Annotated in this window: 17 protein-coding genes; 3 read left to right on the top strand and 14 right to left on the bottom strand. The window is 49.6% G+C overall.

All coding sequences use genetic code 11. The features are described from left to right. Positions 1-97: 97 nt before the first annotated feature. Complete coding sequence (locus tag MJZ26_04390; protein MCQ2105014.1) at positions 98-463, bottom strand: winged helix-turn-helix domain-containing protein; 366 nt, start codon at positions 461-463, stop codon at positions 98-100. A 232-nt stretch (positions 464-695) separates the two neighbouring features. Then, complete coding sequence (glmM, locus tag MJZ26_04385; GenBank protein MCQ2105013.1) at positions 696-2,036, bottom strand: phosphoglucosamine mutase; 1,341 nt, start codon at positions 2,034-2,036, stop codon at positions 696-698. Positions 2,037-2,158: 122 nt separating this feature from the next. Between glmM and MJZ26_04380 the strand changes: the two genes are divergently transcribed. Together MJZ26_04380 and MJZ26_04375 are read left to right on the top strand one after the other, a co-directional pair. After that, positions 2,159-3,664 carry a GGDEF domain-containing protein gene (locus tag MJZ26_04380; protein MCQ2105012.1) on the top strand — a complete coding sequence of 502 codons (1,506 nt, stop codon included), beginning with the start codon at positions 2,159-2,161 and terminating at the stop codon, positions 3,662-3,664. Positions 3,665-3,679: 15 nt separating this feature from the next. Continuing rightward, positions 3,680-4,627: a bifunctional oligoribonuclease/PAP phosphatase NrnA gene (locus MJZ26_04375; protein ID MCQ2105011.1), complete on the top strand. Its 948-nt coding sequence runs from the start codon at positions 3,680-3,682 to the stop codon at positions 4,625-4,627. A gap of 113 nt (positions 4,628-4,740) precedes the next feature. Here the strand turns inward: MJZ26_04375 and MJZ26_04370 are convergent, their stop codons facing one another. The 8 genes from MJZ26_04370 to MJZ26_04335 all read right to left on the bottom strand — a co-directional run bounded on the left by MJZ26_04370 (position 4,741) and on the right by MJZ26_04335 (position 14,513). Next, the gene (locus MJZ26_04370; protein MCQ2105010.1) at positions 4,741-5,754 is read right to left on the bottom strand and encodes a tetratricopeptide repeat protein; all 1,014 of its coding nucleotides are present in this window, start codon (positions 5,752-5,754) and stop codon (positions 4,741-4,743) included. A gap of 91 nt (positions 5,755-5,845) precedes the next feature. After that, positions 5,846-6,484 (bottom strand): energy transducer TonB, encoded by a 639-nt coding sequence (locus MJZ26_04365; protein ID MCQ2105009.1) that lies wholly within the window; start codon positions 6,482-6,484, stop codon positions 5,846-5,848. A 66-nt stretch (positions 6,485-6,550) separates the two neighbouring features. Beyond that, positions 6,551-6,955, bottom strand: a complete 405-nt coding sequence (locus MJZ26_04360) for a biopolymer transporter ExbD (GenBank protein ID MCQ2105008.1) — start codon at positions 6,953-6,955, stop codon at positions 6,551-6,553. Positions 6,956-6,957: 2 nt separating this feature from the next. Continuing rightward, the gene (locus MJZ26_04355) at positions 6,958-7,608 is read right to left on the bottom strand and encodes a MotA/TolQ/ExbB proton channel family protein (GenBank protein MCQ2105007.1); all 651 of its coding nucleotides are present in this window, start codon (positions 7,606-7,608) and stop codon (positions 6,958-6,960) included. A gap of 92 nt (positions 7,609-7,700) precedes the next feature. After that, on the bottom strand, positions 7,701-9,329 hold the full coding sequence (locus tag MJZ26_04350; GenBank protein ID MCQ2105006.1) for a MotA/TolQ/ExbB proton channel family protein: 1,629 nt from the start codon (positions 9,327-9,329) through the stop codon (positions 7,701-7,703). Continuing rightward, a complete protein-coding gene (locus tag MJZ26_04345; GenBank protein ID MCQ2105005.1) occupies positions 9,329-10,189 on the bottom strand; it encodes a DUF3450 domain-containing protein in 861 nt (286 codons plus the stop codon). The genes MJZ26_04350 and MJZ26_04345 overlap by 1 nt, the downstream gene beginning before the upstream one ends. A 51-nt stretch (positions 10,190-10,240) precedes the next feature. Next, on the bottom strand, positions 10,241-11,962 hold the full coding sequence (locus tag MJZ26_04340) for a hypothetical protein (GenBank protein ID MCQ2105004.1): 1,722 nt from the start codon (positions 11,960-11,962) through the stop codon (positions 10,241-10,243). Beyond that, a complete protein-coding gene (locus tag MJZ26_04335; protein MCQ2105003.1) occupies positions 11,946-14,513 on the bottom strand; it encodes a TonB-dependent receptor plug domain-containing protein in 2,568 nt (855 codons plus the stop codon). Before MJZ26_04335 ends, MJZ26_04340 begins: the two co-directional genes overlap by 17 nt. Positions 14,514-14,705: 192 nt before the next feature. Between MJZ26_04335 and MJZ26_04330 the strand changes: the two genes are divergently transcribed. Continuing rightward, a complete protein-coding gene (locus MJZ26_04330; protein MCQ2105002.1) occupies positions 14,706-16,013 on the top strand; it encodes an HD domain-containing protein in 1,308 nt (435 codons plus the stop codon). A gap of 16 nt (positions 16,014-16,029) precedes the next feature. Here the strand turns inward: MJZ26_04330 and MJZ26_04325 are convergent, their stop codons facing one another. From MJZ26_04325 to MJZ26_04310, 4 genes are all read right to left on the bottom strand, one after another. Next, positions 16,030-17,247 (bottom strand): HD domain-containing protein, encoded by a 1,218-nt coding sequence (locus MJZ26_04325; protein ID MCQ2105001.1) that lies wholly within the window; start codon positions 17,245-17,247, stop codon positions 16,030-16,032. Positions 17,248-17,330: 83 nt separating this feature from the next. Then, positions 17,331-19,589: a caspase family protein gene (locus tag MJZ26_04320; protein MCQ2105000.1), complete on the bottom strand. Its 2,259-nt coding sequence runs from the start codon at positions 19,587-19,589 to the stop codon at positions 17,331-17,333. Continuing rightward, entirely contained in the window at positions 19,589-20,383 is a 795-nt protein-coding gene (locus MJZ26_04315; GenBank protein MCQ2104999.1) for a hypothetical protein, read from the bottom strand. The genes MJZ26_04320 and MJZ26_04315 overlap by 1 nt, the downstream gene beginning before the upstream one ends. Continuing rightward, on the bottom strand, positions 20,383-20,859 hold the full coding sequence (locus MJZ26_04310; protein MCQ2104998.1) for an RNA polymerase sigma factor: 477 nt from the start codon (positions 20,857-20,859) through the stop codon (positions 20,383-20,385). Before MJZ26_04310 ends, MJZ26_04315 begins: the two co-directional genes overlap by 1 nt. Positions 20,860-20,899: the final 40 nt, after the last annotated feature.

The raw sequence follows: 20,899 nt of genomic DNA, 5'->3' as shown, positions 1-20,899 counted from the left end.
CCTGTAAAAAGCCCTATTTTTGCAATTCTTAGTTAATGAAAACGTTAACAAGCGCTGAACATAATGCAATAAGTCTTCATTTCGTCAAACACTTTCGCTACACAGCTATTTCCGCGCATTCAGAAGGCCTTATTTTGTGTGCAAAGGTGTCTTTATTCACCTGAACTTCTCTCTTAAAATACTCCATGAACTGCTTAAGTCTGTCGCAATTCAAGGAATATTTCTTATGGGTCCAATTTGTCGTGGAATGAACAAGACCGGCCTGTTCCATAATCCTCAAATGCCTGGACAGTGTCCTCAATTCCACATCTTCATCATAGACATCGAGTTCCTGCTGTATTTCGTATGTATACATATCGCGTTTATTCAGCAAGTCCACAATGCAAAAGCGAGTTAAATCACCCAGCACCTTGCATAAATTAACAACTTCCAAGAAATTCATCTCATTATTCAAATCAACCATACATGCCTCACTTTTTTATTAATCCAATGGTTGTTTCTTGCGTAAACATAAGAAAAAGCGACTGCCAAAATATGACAGTCAGCTCTTTTTCGATATTTTTCAATAATCGCGACGGTTAGCCGTGAGCAAAAAGCTTTCATGAAAAGCTTAGATAACCTAGCAAGAGCAGGAGACGAGCCCCTGTAGCGTACTTGTCGTACGTGAAGGGGCGAGCGACGAACTATTGCGACGGTTAGATAAGCTTTTCCACCTTGGAGCAGAGGGCTTCGGCCTCTTCAGCAGTAGGAGCTTCTGCGATTACGCGGATCACGGGCTCGGTGTTGCTTGCGCGAACATGGACCCAGGACTTTTCGGATCCAAGCCACAGGCCGTCCCGTTCATCCATCTTCCAGCCGGCGAATACTTCCTTCACCTTGGGGAGGATGTCTGCCACCTTCTTGTCGCCAAGTTCAAACTTCTTCTTGGGCATGGAGTAGGCCGGATTTTCAGCAACGAACTTTTCGGGGCCGCCATCGTGATGAGCCATCCAGCTAAGAACCAGGGCTGCAGCCACCAGGGAATCACGGCCGTAGTGGAGAGCAGGCAGGATCACACCGCCGTTACCTTCGCCACCGATAATGCAGCCGTTTTCGATCATCTGGAGACTTACGTTAATTTCGCCCACCTTGGCGCGGCTGAATTCGCAACCGTACTTGGTTGCCACATCTTCGTTCATACGGCTGGTGGAGAGATTCACGCAAACGGAACCCTTCTTCTGGGAAAGGACTTCTTCGCAGGCGATAGCCAGAGTGTATTCTTCGCCGATGCTACGGCCGAGGCCATCAACCAGGGCGCAGCGGTCTGCATCCGGGTCAACAGCAAAACCAAGTGCGCAACCGTTTGCCTTTACCGCTTCGCGGAGGTCGCCCAGGTTTTCGGGAATGGGTTCTGCACCGCGGGGGAATGTGCCATCGGGTTCGCAGTGAACGCGGACCACTTCGCAACCCAGCTGTTCCAGCAGGCGGGGCACAATGTAGGAGCCGGCACCGTTCACGGCGTCTACGGCAACCTTGAACTTCTTGGCGCGAATGGCCTCTACGTCCACGAAGGGAATGCCAAGAGTGCCATCGATATGAATGCCATCGGCATCGGGAGCCACTTCGTACTTACCCATGGTGCGGTAGTCGGGATAGCTGAACTGGTTGGCGTCAGCCAATTCAAAAAGTTTCTTCACGTCATCGGGACCCAGGAAAAGGCCCTTGTTGTTCAGGAACTTCAAGGCGTTCCATTCCAGCGGATTATGGCTTGCGGTAATGATAATACCGGCGTCAGCCTTGAAGTGGGTGGTAAGAATTTCTACAGACGGAGTGGTAGAAAGACCGACGTCCATAACGTCTACGCCGGAGAGGCGGCAGATACCAGCCACATACTGAACGATGGCGTCGCCAGTGGGGCGGCTATCGCGGCCGATTACAATCTTCTTTGCCTTGGTAATTTCCAAAAAGGCACGAACATGAGACTGCAAAACCTGGGGAGTGAGGGTATCGCCAACAATACCGCGGATACCGGAAATAGAACGCATGAGTTTAGACATAAAACCTCTTTTTTCGCCTAAAATAAAAAATTTATAGTAAAAATGGCGGGTAAAAGCCTTCCGATTCAATGCCCTGTGAATTTTTCCACATAAAAAGCTATAATAACAATATGTTAAGATGGTTGAAAAGCACATTACTTTACGCCCAAAGCGACCCTGCAGACATCAGAAATGTCCGTAAGGTCATTGCTCAAAAAAATCTTTCACTGCTGAAGTCCTTTTCAGCCGTCTCATCTTGTGCATTTGGCGTCGCTCTAATTGCAGGCCTTTCCGCGAACATCTCCGGGATTACCCAGAAAATCATCGGCTACGGACTAGGATTCACCACATCTCTCATCATTTTCCTCTGTGCAAAATTTATCGCACCTAGGTTCCGTTGGATCCTCAAGTATCTTACGATGGGCTTCGAAGTATCCCTTTATGCATTGGGATTATTCCTTACTTTCGTCAGTAGCCCCCAGCAGCTAACCATTACGCTGTTCGCTCTTTTTCTTATCGTACCGCAGCTCTTTACCGATAGGCCATACCGGGCTGTACTCGTATCCTTGACTGCGGCAATTGTATTTACCACACTCTACCTTTTTACAGATATCAAACCACAAGAAATCCGAATGCAGGAAATGGTGAACATGACCATATTCTTTATCCTCGGTATTTTCCTTGGTGTATACGTCAAAAAGAGCAACTTCGAAAGATTCATCTTTGAATACAAGCTGAATCAATCCAACAGCATAGAACGACAGATGCAGCTGGAACAATGGGAGGCCATGGCAGACATCTATGTGTCAATGGCACAGATCGACCTGAAGAAAAATACCTACATGCTGATCCGCAAGAACCAGTACATTCCATTGTCTGTCGGTGTGGAAGAAAGCAACTTTTCAAAGACCATTGTGGATACCATGACCGCCACCACAGACGAAGGCCACCTGGAAGGCGTATTAAATTTCGTGGACACATCCACCCTGACAGAAAGGCTAAAGGACAAGCGTACCATTACCCACGAATTCCTCGGCAAGAACTTCGGCTGGTGCCGAGCTAGATTCATCGCCGTAGATTCCAAGAACGAAAAGGAAGTTCGTCGCGTCATCTACGTGGTGGAAAACATCAACGAACAACGCAACAGGGAAAACCGCCTGACCACCATGGCGGAAACTGATGCCATGACAGGGCTATTCAATCGGCACGCAGGATCCACCAAGATCAAGGAGCACCTGTACAACCACCGCAAGGGCATGCTATGCCTCTTTGACGTAGACCATTTCAAGTTTGTCAACGATAATTTTGGTCATCAGACGGGAGACCAGGTCATTATCGCCGTAGCCCAGGCAATGAAGAAAGCCTTCCGCGACAACGACGTTCTGCTGCGATTGGGCGGCGATGAATTTGTCGTATTCGCAAACGGAATCCAGACCGAGGAACTGGGCACAAAGATTATCCAGAGATTCTTCGACATCCTTGACCAGGCCAGGATTCCCGGCCACGAGGACTATAGAATTTCCATCAGTCTGGGCGCAACCTTCACAACAGAGGATGCGACCTTCGAAGACCTTTACAAGCAGGCAGATACCTGCACCTACCAAAGCAAGAAAATCCAGGGAAAGAGCCTTACGTTCTTCCGTGGATAAAGGCAATAACGATTTATGACTATCGATGAAATGCTGAGCAAGGCAAAGACCGTGGCCATCTTTGGCCATGTTCGCCCTGATGGAGACTGCATCGGCTCCACGCTTGGACTGTACAACTACATCAAGGACAACTATCCCCACATTGACGCCACTGTATTTGCGGAAAGTTTCCCGGCAAGCTATCGCCTGCTGAATGACGCAGACAAGATCCTTCCGGAATATGACGGCAGGGATATCGACCTCGCCTTTTTGATGGACACCCCCAGCTTTGAACGTTGCGGTGCCAAGGGCCCCGAATGCCTGGCCAAGGCAAAGTTCACCTGCAATATTGACCATCATATCAGCAACCCGCTGAACCTCTGCAATGTGAACTTCGTTGAGCCCGAGGCAAGTTCCGCCAGCGAAGTCCTGTACTTCCTGCTGGACAAGGACAAGGTAAGCAAGGCTGCCGCCAACTGCATGTACCTGGGCATCGTTCATGACACCGGAGCATTCAAGTTCAGCTGCACCAGCAAGCGCACCATGAATGCCGTTGGCGAGTTCATTGACAAGGGCTGCGACTTTGCAAAGATCGTCAACGAAACCTACTACACACGCACCTACAAACAGACCCTGATTACAGGCTTCGCGTTGGAAAAAAGCAAGCTGGCTCTGGATGGCAAGGTGGTACATTCCTTCGTCATGCCCGAGGACATGGAACGCTACGGCGTACAGCCCATGGAAATGGGAACCGTGGTGGACACACTGCGTGAAGTCAGCGGCACGGAAGTCACCGTATTCCTATATCCTGTAAACGGTAAGTTCAAGATCAGCATGCGATCCAACTACTACGTAGATGTGAATGCAGTCGCCAAGGAATTTGGGGGCGGCGGTCACGTACGCGCAGCCGGCGGCGACACGGAACTGCCTCCCGAAATCGCCATCGAGAAAATCGTGGAACTGATCAAGAAACAGATAAACTAAGAAATCATCTTCGCGGCAGTCGATTTTGTTGCCGCCGCAAGCCTTCGACGCTATCGACAGGAAGTTTCATTGCGGTTACTCTTCGTCACTACCGACAGGAGGTTACGCCGCAGTTACTCTTCGTCGCGAAGTTCCAGAATTTCGGCTTCAATAGTTTGGTCCTTGGGATAGAACCCTTGGGCCTTTTCTAATAGACGAAGCGCCTCTGCATTGCGCTTTTGTACGCGAGCCTCGAAGGCCAAATTTTTGAAGCCGTAGACAGCTTCCTCACTGCCAGACTTGGCGGCCATTTCATAGGCCGCCTCGGAACGTTCCCAGAAGCGGGCGTCGTAGGCAAGGTTCCCGAGGAAGATGGCGGCGTCGGCAAAGTCCGGCTTTATCTGCAGGATATTGCTTAGTACATCCATAGCCACAAACCGCTTATTGTCTTCTGCCAGGACGTCCGCCAGCTTGTACATGGTCTGGACATCGTCCGGACGGATCCCTAGGGCTTCGCGGTAGGCGCCGGCGCTTTGCTCGAAGTTCTTTTGCAAGCGATAGACATCGCCCAGATATACCAGGAAGTCAACTTCCTCCGGATGGTTGGCGTAACCTTCGCGGATTACAGCAATGGCCCGATCAAAGTCGTCTACGGCGATGTTGGCTTCCGAAAGCTGGTAGACCACACTGATGTCGGACTTGTCCAGAGAGTAAGCCTTCTCGACGGCACGCAAAGCGCCCACCTTATCGCCTGTCTTGCTGTAGGCTTCGCCAAGATACAGCCAGGCGGAAACATTCTCCGGTTCGAGCTTGAGAGCACGATGGTAGGCCGCGATACATTCCGGATACTGCTTCAGTCTGTAATAGACGCTTGCCATATTGAACAGGGCCGGAGCGAATTTCCCGTTGGAAAAATCCACGGCCTTGCGGTAGCTTGCGGCGGCTTCGGGATACTGTTCTATCTGATAGAAGGAATTGGCAATGTTGAAACTGACTGCGGTAGGATCGGCGCCACGGTCTGCCGCCTTACGGTACAAGGTTATAGCCTGCTTAAAACGGCCGTCTCGATACAAGGCGTTTGCGCGTTCCACAAGTTCTGAAGCGGATTGGGCAGCAAAAGTCGGAGAAATCGCAAATAAAGCAAGCAAAAAAATACAAAGACAATTCCAGCTCAAGCTCAAATTGGTTTTATTCAAATCCAAAGTTCTTTCACCTTTAATCTTTACACTTTCCACTAATCTAGTCATGGAACTTCACCTCAAACGGTTGTTCCATTCCGCAGAAGGGCACCGACTTGCCATCTTTTTCTGCAGGTTCAAAGGTCATGCGATTCAGCGCTTCCCGGCCAGCTTGCGCCAAGCCGGAGCCAACCGGAGACTCCTCGATGATTCTAATATCGTAAGCGCGTCCCGTTACATCCACACAGAAACTTAAACGGAGGGTTGCATCAATCTCGCGGTCTCGAATCTGGGGCGGCACCTGGAAATTGGGCATGGAACGGCTGGTAGGCTTCTTGTCCACATCACCAGATTCTGTTGACATGGCTCCCCCGCGAAAATCCGCCACCAGGTTTTCGCTAATGGCAGCGCCACCGCCGGCGCTCGCAGTTCCCAAGTTCATAGCCATGCGGGGCCCAGCCTTGGGGCTTCTGGAATTGGACTTCTGGCGGTTGGGCTTTCGGGCAGGCTTTTTCTGTTCCTGTTTCTTCTGGACTTCCTCAGGCTTCTTTACCGCCACCTCGGTCTTTACATACTTTTTCTGCTGGCTCATCTTTCCCGAAATGAACAGGTTGGCAACCGTCACGGAAAACACCAGCAGAAGACTGCTGAGGATCGCAACGATCAATACAGAAAAACGTTTAACCAACTTCTTTATCAAAATCAAGACCTTCCAAATTCATCAACAATCAATTCAAATCTCATAATTCGTAATTCATAATTAATGCTAGTCCGCCTGGGCCGCGATAGAGACCTTCTTCACGCCGCTCAAGTTGCAGGCGTCAATCACCTGGACAAGTACACCTGTTTCAGCGCCCTTGTCCGCAATCACCACCGCTTCCCTGTCGGGCGTTTTCGCCAAGGTCTGTTTTAAAATATCCTGAAGGCTGGCCAAGTCCACCTGGCGTTCGTTAATATGAATCGTCCCCTCTCGGGTAATGGCAATAAGGATGTTCTCCTTTTCAAGCTGGCTTGCGCTCTGGGCCTCGGGTTTGGTCACGTCCACGCCAGTTTCACGGGTAAAGCTGGAGGTCACCACAAAGAAAATCAGCAAGATGAACACAATGTCCATCAGGGGGCCCATATCAATGCCCATGTCCTTTTGCTTGCGTCGCGGGAGATTAAAATCCATAATCAGTTCCTTGACAAATAGTTTTCGATTACCGTTGCACCCAGTTCCAACTGCTGCGTCAGATAATCGATTCGTTCATCCAAACGTTGTTTCAAAAGAGTCAGAGGGAATGCCACCAGCAATCCACTCTGGGTAGAAATCAGAGCCTCGGAAATACCATCCGCCATCAGAACGGGATTCTGGTTTCCGTATAGCGTAATCACCTCGAAGGTAGACACCATGCCGGTCACAGTTCCCAGCAGGCCAAGCAGCGGAGCGGCGGCGGCCATCACAGAAATGATATGGGTTCCCTGCTGCATGTAACGCACCGTCTTGATCATGCGCACCTGCATGTAATCGCGGTAATCCCTGGGCGTATCCAGCGCAACCTTCAAGGCCAAGTGAAGCTCACGGGCCACAATGCCACCACGTTTCTTCAAGTGCCTGCGAGCGGTACGGGCACGACCGCTTTCGCTTTCCTGCAAATCCTTACGCAGGCGGTCAATCACCTTATGGACATCCTTACGGAAGGAATCACGGCCGATGCGGATCCAAGTTGAATACAGATAGTAGAAGCCAATAACTCCGGTTATTAAAATCGGAAGCATCACCACACCGCCGGCACCATAAGTACCGCGGAGCGCTTCTATAAAGATGTACAAGTTGTTATCCATGTGATGAAAAGCGAAAGGTGAAAGACGAAGAATATCAAACCGAAAAAATTCTAGAATTCGTTTTTCCTTTTTAATACTTCATATTTCTTTTATTAGTCTTCCTTGGGGAAAATCTTGTTCAAAAGGCTTGTACTCTGGACATAAAGTTCGCTGGTCACCTTCTCGATCTTTTCACTTAAAAGACCATGAAGAATCATCACGGGAATCGCAATGATCAAGCCAGTTTCTGTTGTCACAAGAGCTTCGGAAATACCACCGGCAAGAACGCGGGCATCATTGGTTCCTACCTCGGTAATCACGTTGAACAAGGTGATAATACCCGTCACCGTACCAAGCAAGCCCAACAGCGGAGCGATGGAACCCATAGCGGCAAGGAGCCCCATGCGACGTTCCAACTTGGGCTGTTCACGAAGCAGGGCTTCCTGCAGGGACTTTTCCGCAAACTCACGACCATCGCGAGCCTTGTTCAGAACGGCGAACAGAACCATGGAAAGACTGCTTTCACGCTTGAGGCAGTAATTGGCTGCGTCGTCATAACGTTTTTCGTTAACCATGGTGTGAATCTTCTTGACAAAGCGATTTCCGATGCGGCCACGATACATCAGGACAATGAAACGTTCCAGGCAAAGAAGCAAGGCGAAAATAGCCACGGCCATCAGCGGGTACATCACGATGCCGCCCTTCTTGAAGAATGCCTGAAGCTCTTCCTTGAAAGTCAGCTCCTTGGTATCGCTGATGGAATTCTTCACAGCCTTATTCTGAAGAACATCCAGCGGAATGGACACGACAGAGGCGGAACCGCCATTGACTTCATTTACGGCGCTGCGGATGCCTGTGGACATTTCTGCAGGCAGCGTATTATTCCATTCAAAAATCTTACCCTGGAGAGCGCCGGAGCGGAGCAGGGCCTGAACCTCCCCCACACCGCCAGCGGAACCGTCCGTAGCAACTTCGCCTAAAAATACCGTACCCAAACGCAGTCGGTTAACGTTCACATCGGGGCGGGAACCTACCTGAGAAACTGTTTTGCCATAGGACTGGGTATAAGTCAGCTCATGACGTAACAGCTGATCGTTAAGGAAAAGCCGCATGGCAGAAAGCGTATTGGGAGTCTTTGCGTCGGCTTCGTTCTGAGCCTGCTTCAAACGTAACAGACGATCGTTCATTCCCACGGGATAGTCACCGGTGACTTCGCCCAGGGACTTGTCTACAGCAAGCTTTACCTGGGTATTCAAGGCGTCGTAGGCGGATTCGTCGGACTTCGCCTTTTCTTCGGCGTCGGTAGTCACGTCCTTGCTGGCCATGACCTCTTCCGTCACGCGGCCAAGATCCGTAGAAAGCTTGGAGTAACGGCCATCCAGTTCACGAGTCTCCGTTTGATGTTCCTCAGTCAGCTGCGTTTCGTTATAGCGCTTACGCCAGTGTTCCGCCTCCAGCTTTTCAAGGGAGTCGGCCTTCTGCAGGCGAATGCGGGCCAACGCATCCACTTCTCGCTGCAGTTCCTTGTACTCCATCAGCTTCAGGGAATCCCGAACGCGGGCACTGTCTACAGCAGGCTCCTTGCTGGACCAAGGCCAGGCAAAAGCGGAGGAACAGAGGGAAACAACAAGGATGCCTACATAGAATATCCGAGACATAAAGCCACAACAGTTCTTCACTTTCAACGGTTCATGATTCGTGCAAGAACATTCATTGTTCATTGTTAACTGTTCGTTGTTCATTACTTACCCTCCCCTACCACAGAAAGGCTTACAGGCAGTGTCACCATCTGAGGCGGCTTCTTGGCCTGCTTTACATCGATGGCAAATTTCACGGCGGCGCGTTCTTCCAGATTCAAGTCTTCGTTCCATTCGTATTCAACAGCGGCGCAGTCCTTATTTGCAGTTCCTTCGGCCTTAGCACACTTACGAACCAGGGAGCCATAAACCGTTCCGTTGTCATCGCTATAGACCATCCACTGATTTCCGATACGAAGAATCTGGGCATTGATAAGTTCGCCGTTCTTGCGGGTCAGCGGAGAATTGATGATGGACACTTCATCACCGAACTTGGTTTCTTCGGCAATGAGAGCCTTCATGCGGGAGAAAGCCTCCTCTGCAGAGGCGTTGCCACTTTCAATATCACGGGTCAAGGCTTTGGCGCGATCCAGACGGGTTTCACGGTCCCAGGGAAGAGTTTGGGAAATCTGGAATTCCAGCTGCTTGCCAATGGAGGCAAGGGCCGTCATCAGCGCCTTACGTTTTGACGTAACATTCTCACTGCGGTTCTTGGCGCGAGCCTGCTTATTGCGTTCATCGTTCAGCTGGGCAGCAACGTCCTTGATCTTTACATTCAAGGAATCGATTTCGGACTTGCGACGTTCCGAATCGTTCTTATAGCGTTCCTGCAAAGTTTTGTAGCGAGCGTCATCCGCCTTCAGCATGGAATCGGTAGCTGCAATCTGGGAATTCAGCTTTGCGATTTCGCTATTCAGCTTTTCCTTTTCTAACTGCAGATCACGAATATCCGAATCTACGTCCGCAAAGGCATTGCCTGCAAACACCGCTGTAAACAAAAGAACTGTCAGTAGTTTTATCTTCATTTTTAATATTTCACTTTTCATTCTCTTCAACACCTTAACATACAAATTCTGTTACCGTTTACATTGCATATCCTTTGGATTTTCTTCGCACCAAAGGTCCACAACACGCTTCAGGATAGGAGACTCCAATTTTTCCAAATAGTAGCGGCTAACCAAGGCTGTTCCGCACTGTTTGTATTCCTCAATATTCCAATCGTGATCGGAACACCATTGCCACAAGGAATCCTTACAGGCTGTCTTTTCCAAGGACTCCTGACATTGCTCACGCAATGCGTCACAAGAGGCAACGCTGTTGTTTTCAAAGTTGTATTCCATGCAATAGTTCAGCAAGGCTTCGGCATTGATGGCTTCCTTGTTCTTGACAACTTTTTCTCTATTTGAAGCCTCGCCCCACCACTCATCATTGAACTTTGCCAATCGATCTATTTCATTTTGCCATTGTTCAACCTCTGGCTCATACCAGATCAACAATCCAACATATGCAGCAACACACCTTGGATGCACACTGGTTAAACGCAGATTGGACCATCCTCCAGCAGTTGCAACGCAAACATCTTTCTTGTTCAGGCGACACCACTTGGTTTCAAAAGCTTCGTGTTCTCCCATGCCTCCTTCACGGAAACAATTTTCTCGGCCCATATATTCAAAGGGCACAAATTCATCTGTAGTCACTTCCATCAGCAGGGAATCCTTCAACATGCCGGCGAATACGCCCATGCCATTTTCCACATTGCTCTTGGGAACCACCCGGGGATCCTCAATGGCATCCAGCACCGTATTTTGGTAATCTGAGTAAGCCTGGTCCGTTGCGTAAAAGCGAATGACAGATTTTCCAATGGGCATTGTCATACCCGGATATTCCATGGTATCCAGCGTATTCATGCCAGCAAACATCATGCGGGTGGTAAAGCCCATGCTGGCCGTTTTTTCTTCAGGACGTTTCATGGACATGTAAGCATAGCCCATGGAGTCCGGTTCCGTAAAGGCCGACAGCATATTCATCATGGTGGTATTCATGGATTCGCCGCCATTAGCACTATCGTACTCCATGACCATCTGGATTCCACGTACGGTTTCATCGTATTCCATAGGAATCTTGTACGTCAGCATGTCATTGGGATAACCCAGGAATTCAAAGGACAGACGATCGTATTTGTTTTCCACAAACTTTGCATCATTCTTCTCGCTAGGAGGAACAACTCCCTTGGCGTGAATCTTTGTCGGAATCTTCGCAACGGACTTCATTTCGGTAGTGACCTTGCTGCCTGCGCTATCCCACTTAAAGACAGCATTCAGCGTGTAGGATTCGCCGGGAATGCCTACCTTTGCTTCTCGACTGCAAAAAATTCTATCACCCATCCAATAGCAACGTCTGTCATAAACAAAGCAATTAGGTTTTCCGTCCATCGCTTTCAAGACGATCAAGGAATCACCGCTATTAGAATTTTCCTCGCCAATTTCACTAGCAACCGCACCACCGAACAATCCAGACACGGTCACATAGGCACTATCATAGAAGGCAAAATTTTCAGCAGAACTTTCCGTCAATCCATAAACCTTGGAGAAGCACACGTATGGAGATTCATCGGCAACGATGTAGCCGAAGGTATAAATACCCTGGTAAACCTCCGTCTCCTCCGGATAGTAGCTCCACGGCCCCTGGAAATCGCAGGCCGCGAGAAGGAACGCAAAAAACAAGTATAGAACCGCCCTGGATCCTTCAACTGCACGCTTCGCGTTCCGCTCAGGATGACGTTTAGAAGTAATACTCATAGTTCAGCATAATAGGCAAAAAGGGGAACTGAGAAATAGAATTATATTCCGGCGGGTTCTTTCTCGTATCGTAGTAGGTGTAGAACATGTTGTCATGATCGGTCAAGTTGATGATAGTCCAGCTAAAGTTCCACTTGTTTTCGCGACCGATATCGATGGCCTTCACATCAATGCGGAAATAGTCCGTCTGCCGGCCCGCATTTCGGGAGCCGGGAATCACCTGGATATTTTCGCGATACTTCTGATCTTCCATCTTCTGTTCGTAGAAGTATCCCTTGTATTCGCTGATAGGCATACCTGCAGAATATTTTAGCACTACGGAAGACCTGAAGTAGCGACCCTTGATTTCGTGAGGCCAGATAGCATTTTCATCGCCCTTCCAGTTGATGCCCGCATCAAGTTTTACCGCGTAGGGCTGATGCCAGCTGGGGAAATAGGCCTTCGTTCCATCGTTCGACTTTAGAACGCTCAGGCTTTGGCTCCAGTTGATACCGCCGAAGACAGCGCCCTTTTCCTTTCGCAGGGAAAGTTCGTAACCCAGGGAATAGCCCTCGGCCGTTCCAAAGTTATCTGCCAGCAAAAAGTCATCCGACGCGGTTTCATCCGTTGAATCCTGCTGCATCATGAAAGTGTTCAAGTTGTTCTGTGTCTTGAAATAGGCCCCTGCAGTAAAATCATATTCATCGGCAATCTGGGCCTGCTTGTATTCCACGGCAAAGAGGTTGGAGCGGGCGGGTTCCAGATGTTTGCCCTTGGAAGTGGTCACCGACGGATAGTAGAACTCATTCAAGGATTCCCCATCACCAAACATGATGGAATTCATATACTGCAGATAATGACCGGCATAGAACTCAAGGGTCTTTGTCTGGTCAATGGACCACACCAGTGAGGTTCGAGGTTCAATGCCAAAGTCCTTTGAAAGATCCTGGTAATTCAGGCGCAGACCGTAAGTAAACACCCAGTCGTCATTCAGTCGCCAGGCATCCTGACCGTAAAGCACATGATGCAAGGGTTTCTGGATGTCCGTCACCCTCATACTGGAAATGTATTCGTAGAACTTGTCCCAGTCATACTCCAGTTCGTAACCCATGGTCAGCACATGATTATCGATACCGCGGAAGTTGAGCCACTGTTTACCCGCAAAGGTGTAAAGGTCCTGACCGATATGAATCAGGTCCGTCAATTCCATGGTCTGGTAGAAACGGCTGAACGCAAACGTTGCATTATAATCCCAGTCTCCATCAATTCGGTGCGTGATATTGATGGGAATGGCTACATTGCCCCAGTCCACATAAAGGGGGTCAAAGGCCAGAACATCCTTGCCCACGTAGAAGCTAAACTTGACACGGGTATCGGGAGTAAAGTCGTAAATGAAGTCTCCCTGCAAGTCTACAAATTCATAATCGATGTCTAAGTCCAGAAGGCCGATGGCATTGCACAAGTCCAGAATGTAGCCGATGTAGGTTGTGCGCCCGGCAAGAATCCAGCGGGCGTTTCCCTTGTGGCCTTCGGTATGGAGTTGGGCCGCAAAGGTACTGATCTTGAAACCAGATCGGCTGAACCATTCCTCGGTGGTATCGTTACCGCCTGCACGTCCATCCATCTTCAGCACAGAACTGAGGCGATTGCCGTACTGTGACGGGAAACCGCTCTTGTAGAACTCGACACCGTCGATAGTTTCCACCAGGAAGGTGCTGAACAAGCCAAAGAAGTGCGTCGGGGAGTACACTACCGCGTTATCGTACAGGAACAGGTTCTGATCCGCTGCGCCGCCGCGAACGTAAATTTTAGTGCTGAAGTCGGAACTTGCCACCACACCAGGCAACTGCTGGATACTACGGATCACGTCGGCTTCACCAAGGCCAGGCATGCGCTTGATGGACTTGGCGCTAACAACAGACTCGCCGGCCTTTCGCTTGGGGCGGCGGCGCAGCTGCACCACCACCTTCTTCATCTCGGTCACCTTGCCGTTATTGCCTGCGGCAAGAAGGGCGTCCACATCCACATCGTCGGAACTATCCTTCGGGGCGGAGGCACTGGAACCCGCAACGTTTGAATCCGCAGCATTCGAAGTTTCTGCACCCGATGCTGCAGCAGCCCCCGGATCTGCAGAAGCATTCGCGCCAGCACCCTTTTCGAGCGGATCATTGCCAGCGGAAGCAATTTCAGCAGGAATCGCTGGCGGCTCAGCGGTAGAGTCCGTCAAGCCCGCGTCACCGAGCACATGGCTAAATACGGAATCCTGACCCGTATAAACCAGCTCATAGCATTTTTCCTTTTCGGCGCCGGAAGTATCGGAATTAGTAACGCACACATTCCAGAGAGTGTCTTCGGGAAGCGTTACCTGGAAATTTTCGCCTACCGTTGTCTGGATCGCCTCACCGGATTCCAGAATTTCCACATTCAGTTTTTCACCTGCGGAAAACGAAGTATCCTGGACAACGCCGTAAAAAAGAATCGTGCGAGGGGCATCTGCTTGAAGAGCAGCCCCATCCTGAGCCAAAACCAACAAAGGCAAGGCCAGCAAAAGCGCAACGATTCTTAAAAACACTGGTTTCAACCTATTTCTCTCAGCTTCCATACAAATTTAGAAACTTGACTTGTCTATTCCCACCCATAAAACACCGACACCCCGATAAAGTGTTACCCTAAATGGATGTTTTTTCAACAAATTTGAAAATCCTTCATTTACACCGAAAATCTTTATTTTTATGTTTCATGATGGTTTGTGTTTGGTTAAAAAATGATATTCTGCGTTCTTCAAATATGCTGTCTACTTCTCTTTGCCTATGTGCTGATTAATTCCAGCATCCAGACAAGGAATCTCAACCTGGGAAAGACCTCCAGGTTCTTCAAGTGGATTGTTGTTTGCGCCGTAATCGAATTCATTTTTGACGGTCTTTCTGCCTACACGGTCAACAACCTGGACACAGTTTCTGCATGGGCCAACAAGTGGGCACACTTCTTCTTCCTTACAAGCATCGATGCAGTTGTCTTTCTTGTATTCTGCTACCTGTTGCATATGGTGGACTGTTATCCCAAATCCCGGAAGATCAAGATACTGCTTTACAGTCCTCTCATCATCAACCTTCTTGTAGTCCTCACCAACCTGGACCAGCTGCACTACGTTAAAAGCGATCTTTCCTACAACTGCGAAGGATTTGCTGCCGACGCCTGCTACATCATGGCGACCCTCTACGCCATCGCATCCCTGGTGGTGTTCCTCAAGAAACTGCGGTTCATCGAAAAACGAAAGCAGGTCAGCATCATCCTTTACGGGATCTCCCTTCTGATCATTGTTTTCATCAAGTTCCTCTACCCGGACCTGCTCATAACTGCCGCGGGCGTTACCCTGCTTGTTGGCGGCATATACCTTAATAGTGAAAATCCAGTTATTCGCGACTTGAACCACTACCAGGATGAAATGGTCATGGGATTCGCAACCCTGGTAGAAAACCGCGACGACAACACAGGCGGGCACATCAAGCGAACCTCGTTATATGTGGAACGAATCGCCATGGAAATGCAGCGTAGAAACCTCCACGCAGACATCATGACCAAGGACTTCGTCAACAATCTGAGAATGGCCGCCCCTATGCACGATATCGGAAAAATCGCCATTCCTGATTCCATTCTTCAAAAGCCCGGCAAACTTACCGAAGAAGAATTCAACACAATGAAAACCCACTCCCTGAAGGGAGGCGAAATTGTCCGCAGAACCTTCGCCAATGTCAGCAGCGAAGAATACACCAAGATCTGTTACGAAGTGGCCACACACCATCACGAGAAATGGGATGGCAGTGGCTACCCGGCAGGGCTGGCCGGCGAAAATATTCCTCTTGCCGCAAGAATCATGGCCGTGGCAGACGTATTTGATGCCGTGTCAGAAAAGCGCTGCTACAGAAACGCACTTCCCCTGGAATCCTGCTTTGAAATCATTGATATGGGCGTAGGCAAGTCCTTCGACCCGCAAATCGCCCAGCTCTTCCTCGACATCAAGGAAGATATCATCGCTATTCACAACAACTACATGAAGCAGGCAGACGCCTAGCGAAGCCTTAAGAGAACTAGCCCTGAACTTCGTCCATGGCTCGAAGAATCTTGTCCTTCATGCCAAGGAATGCATCAACCAGCTGGGGTTCAAAGTCAGAACCACTACCCTTTTCAATAATATTGAAGCATTCCTCCACAGGAATCGCCTCGCGGTAGCAACGTTTCTGGGAAACCGCATCGAAAACATCGGCAACCGCCATAATACGGGCAGCCAACGGAATCTCCTGCTTGGATCGACCTTCGGGATAACCCTTGCCGTTCCACTTTTCATGGTGATAGCGGGCCACCTCGTACACCATCTGACGATAGTTATCGTCTCCAATGTGGGAGAAGGTCTGCTTGATAATCCTGCCGCCATTTTCGGCATGGGTCTTCATGATGGCGTATTCCTCATCCGTCAACTTGCCCGGTTTCTGCAGGATATGATCCGGGATGGACATCTTGCCGATATCATGCATAGGAGCAGCACTCACCAAATTGGTTATAAACTCGGCATTCACGATGTCCTTGTATATGCCACGTTTTTCAAGTTCCCGAGCAAGCAATTCCACATAACGGCTGGTTCGTTTTACATGGCCACCGGTACTTTCATCACGACTTTCTACAAGATTGGCGAAACCAAGAACCATGTCCTTGTTCAGCTCCTTAATTCGAGCCATGTCGTTAATCTGATGATCCAGAAGCCTTGTGGTACGTTCGGAAATAAAGTAAATCAAGTAGCCAAAACTGCAAAGGCACAAGGTTCGAGGAAGAACGCTAAACAGCACAAGACGCTTCATTACCAAAAAGTTCTGATCCGGAACGCAATTCATAAAGAATCCGGAGAACTGCCCCGCTATAGAAACAAGAGTCGTAAAGACAAGGCCGAACATCGTCACCCGCTTCGAGAAATAGAGGCTGGCAATGGCAATGGGGTAAGCATACACCACAATCACGTGGAAAGAAAGGGTGCTTTCGATAACAAAAAGAAAAAGGTTGGTGAGAACGATGTATACGAACTTGAGCCTTGGATTGGACGGTTCTACAAGGCGATTGAGCAACTGGGGGCTTAACAGAAGCAGTGCACTGATCCCATAAGCCGCAATCATGACCGACTGATCAATAATGAAAACCTTGCACAGGTTCAAAATCAGAATGACAGTAAAAATACAGAAGGTTGCCAACAACACGTTGGCAACAGTCTTATTGGCCTCAGCCTCATTCTGACGGACAATCAAAATTTCTTGCAACATACCACACCCAAAAGCTTATGTAAGAAATATATAAACTTTTGGTTATATGGCAAGGTAACGATAAATTTTTGAATCAAGGCCTGTTAAAACCTTCCTAAGGTCAGGCCAGTATAGAATCCCGGCCAGAAACGGGCTTCTCGCTTTTTCGAGCCGAAATCATCATGGTATTCACCCAGAGGCTTCAAGGGATTTCTATCTGCATAGCCCTTGGACGTCAAATTAAGGGACAGGCCACCGGTCAGACCCACACCAGGCAACAGCTTGGATGTTGCACCCAGGCGAATACGGTGATGGAAGGCGAACTCGTCATCTTCATCACTTCCGCCATAGCTGCCCTTATACTTATCAGCCACATTCAGGAACATGTATTCCAGTGCAAAGTGATGGCCGTACATACCAAAGTGGGTTCCAACGCCAAAACCGTCTTCCCAGATATCGTCATAGCTCTTGAGCAAGCGACCATCCTTGAAGTTGCGGGACGTTTCAAAGCTAGTGTAGAAGTAGGCCGTACCCAGGTCCAGCTTGACACCGGTACCACCCATCTCGTTGAAGATTCCCGAAGCGCTCCATACACCGTTGCCAACAATGTTGATAAGGCCGATAGGTGTATTTTCGCAATTGCCACACACGTTGATAAGACCAATCTGGCGACCCTTTGAGGAACCTGCCACATTAATGACACCCACGTCCACGGAGTTGTTATGGCCCGCCACATTGATTGCACCTACCATGGTTTTCTCCACGGAAGCAGCGACGTTAATGGCAGACACCTGAACATCCGATGCTCCGGCCACATTGATGGAGCCTACCTGGACAGGTACGTAACCAGCGTAGTTGATGGCACCCACCTGCACAACGCTAAGCGAATCCAAAGCCAGATTTACGGTGGAAATCTGAACACCCTCGGAATTATCCTTCGCGATGTTGATATGGGATAATTGCAATCCATCAAAACTTCCTGCGTAGTTCACAATACTGGAAATTTGAGCGCCCTCGATATGATCGCGGCTAATGTTGGCAATGCCTGCAACCTGGATGCCATGCATTTCTTTCTTGGAAGCGTTTACAAATAAGCTCAACTGACCGCCGATCATGTAATCCGTCGTAAGAGAGGTAAAGACGCCTATCTGCAAGCCCTTGCGGGGAAGAGTATCCTTATCGACCGCATTGAATGTGGTACGAAATGTTGCGCTATGGTCAAGCGAGTCAAGAGAACACATGACGGAATCGCCATTTGCGCAAGACCTCTTGCCCCCTAGTTCGCCACGGGCCACCGTCTTTTCTGCAGCCACGTCACTGAAGTTTGCCCTGGCCAGTTTTTCACGACGTCCGTTCACCACTTCCACAGACGCACCCATGTAATCATTGCCACGTTGCAGATTCACGGTGTACTTGCCTTCCGAAAGCCCAAGACTCATGGGACGGCCAGCCTTCTTGTTCAATTCCGCAACAAGTTCTCCATTTTCATCACGAATATAGAGGCGACCTTCAATATTCTCGTCCAAGTCAAGAACCGCACTTGTGGTATGCAAGTCCGTCATGACCACGTCACCTGTTCCAGCAAGATTCATATCACGGCTAGGATGCTGGGCGCCGCCCATTGTAGTTTCGGTCTGCAGCAAGGTTTCATTGAAGGCAAACTGGTATGCCTCGGAAAGGGTAACCTTGCCGTCTCCGCTAATGTCACCAGCTCCACGCAAACCGCTGACCAGCGAGTGGGTAAAGAAACTGCCGCGAAGTTTGTCGCTTTCCTGGCTAGCTTCATCCTGAGTACTGCTGGTAATAAAGGCATAGCCCTTCATATCGCTGCTCTGGTCCACCATAAAGGCGGGAACCGCCACACCACCCTTTGCGCGGGTAATGGCACCGGAGCCGCAGGCATCAATCACAGCAATCTTCACGTCGGCGCCCAAAGCGTCTACACGCTTACGGAACTCCGTCCAAGCATAAAGTTCGCTGCCAAGGCGCAGGCCCTTTTCATCGGCATGGCCGCTGTAATAAACCAGCACTTCGTCGCGACCGTTCTTGCCCTTGCCTTGGGCAATCATCTTATCGAGATCATCCAGACGGCTGTTCAGGAAGGAAACGCTGGGTTCACGAATCAAGAAGATGTTCTTCTGCTGTACGCCGCCCATATCCTTAAGGACAGAAGCAAAAGCCTTAGCATCGCTTTCAGCATAGCGCAGCACAGGGCGGCCCTTGCCACCATTATTGGCACTGATGGCAAAGACATAGCGGTCAATGGAATTGTCGGCAGCGTGAGAAAAACCGGCCGCACCTAACAGGAACAAAAAGGTCAGCCCCATCAAGGTCATAAAAGTATTGACGGCACCTCTAAACATTACTTACCCCCATCCTTGCGCAAGGTCATGCTGACAACATTCAGGCCAGCCTGCTTAAGGGACTTGTCGATATTCTTTCCATCCACTGCAAATTCATTGCTGGATGTAAGCAAGAAGAACTTCTCGAAATGAGGGGCGTTGTCAAGCTTGTAGGCAAAGGGCAGAGACGTCATCTTGCCAGGTTCCAGGGCGATGGCCTTGTTCTCGTTTCCCATGTGGACTGTCAACACTCCGTTGCCATCCATGCTCAGAAGCATGCCGTAGCACTTTTCAGGAACGGCGTAGCGCAGCTGAAGTTCATCGCCTTCGGATGCAACGTCCTTGTCGCCAAGCTGCACAATCCCGGACTCGGACTTCTTCCAGATTTCCATGCGGGCATTCATGCCCTTGATGCGAGTATCCGAGGAAATATCGGCCATGGCTACATCCATGACGGCGCCCTCGTCGTTTGTATTCATCAAGGTAGCCTGGTCGCGGTTCATCATGAACACCGCAGACATAATCCCAAGGGCAACCACTACCACAGCGGCCACCTTCGTCAACAGCGGCATAAGGGAGACAATGTTTCTGCCGGCGGAACCATCCACATCGGAAGCAGCCATCTTGTCAGCCAACTTTTCAAAGGGATTTTCCTGAAGGATCTTTGCGTTCTGTTCACGCATGGACTTCACGCGAGCGGCAAAGATTTCATCCGCTTCTTCACGCTGACGAAGTTCCTTCATTTCATCTTCCGGAAGTTCTCCCAGAAGGTACTGTTCCAATTTCAATTCTGGAATGCGAACGTCAAATTTCATTACTTCACCTCCAAGTTCTTGACCTTCTCCTGCAAAGTGCGGAGACGTTTACGGACACCGCTTACAGAAAGCCCGACGGCTTCCGCGGTTTCCTCTAAAGTCATATTGTCGACATAATGCAACACAGCCATGGTGCGGGTAGACTCGGGCTCCTTGGCAAAAATCTTCTTGAGAAGACTTGCAGACTCGTAAGCCTCCAGCTCGTCATCAAAGTCAGCAATCTGCAATAGCATTTCGCTGCAGTCTACATCCAGCCCCCTACGTTTCTTATCGCGGATACGGTTCAGGCAAAGGCGAGTAGCCGTATTCCAAAGAAGGCTGGAAGGAGATGACAAGTCCAAGGTATTACGGTTTGTGTAAATCCTCAGGAAGACATTCTGCATCATATCGCAAGCTTCGGCCTCATCCTTCAGGAGAGCAAGGCAACGGCGCATCACCATCGGTGCGAAGGTCTCGTAAACCTTGGAAAAAGCCATTCTATCTGCAAAATCTTGCCTGTTCATACCTGTAAAACAC

Origin of the sequence: Fibrobacter sp. (assembly GCA_024398965.1) — a bacterium.
Lineage (GTDB): Bacteria > Fibrobacterota > Fibrobacteria > Fibrobacterales > Fibrobacteraceae > Fibrobacter.
Note: the sequence above shows the minus strand (reverse complement) of the source record. Positions and strands in the feature narration are given on the sequence as shown.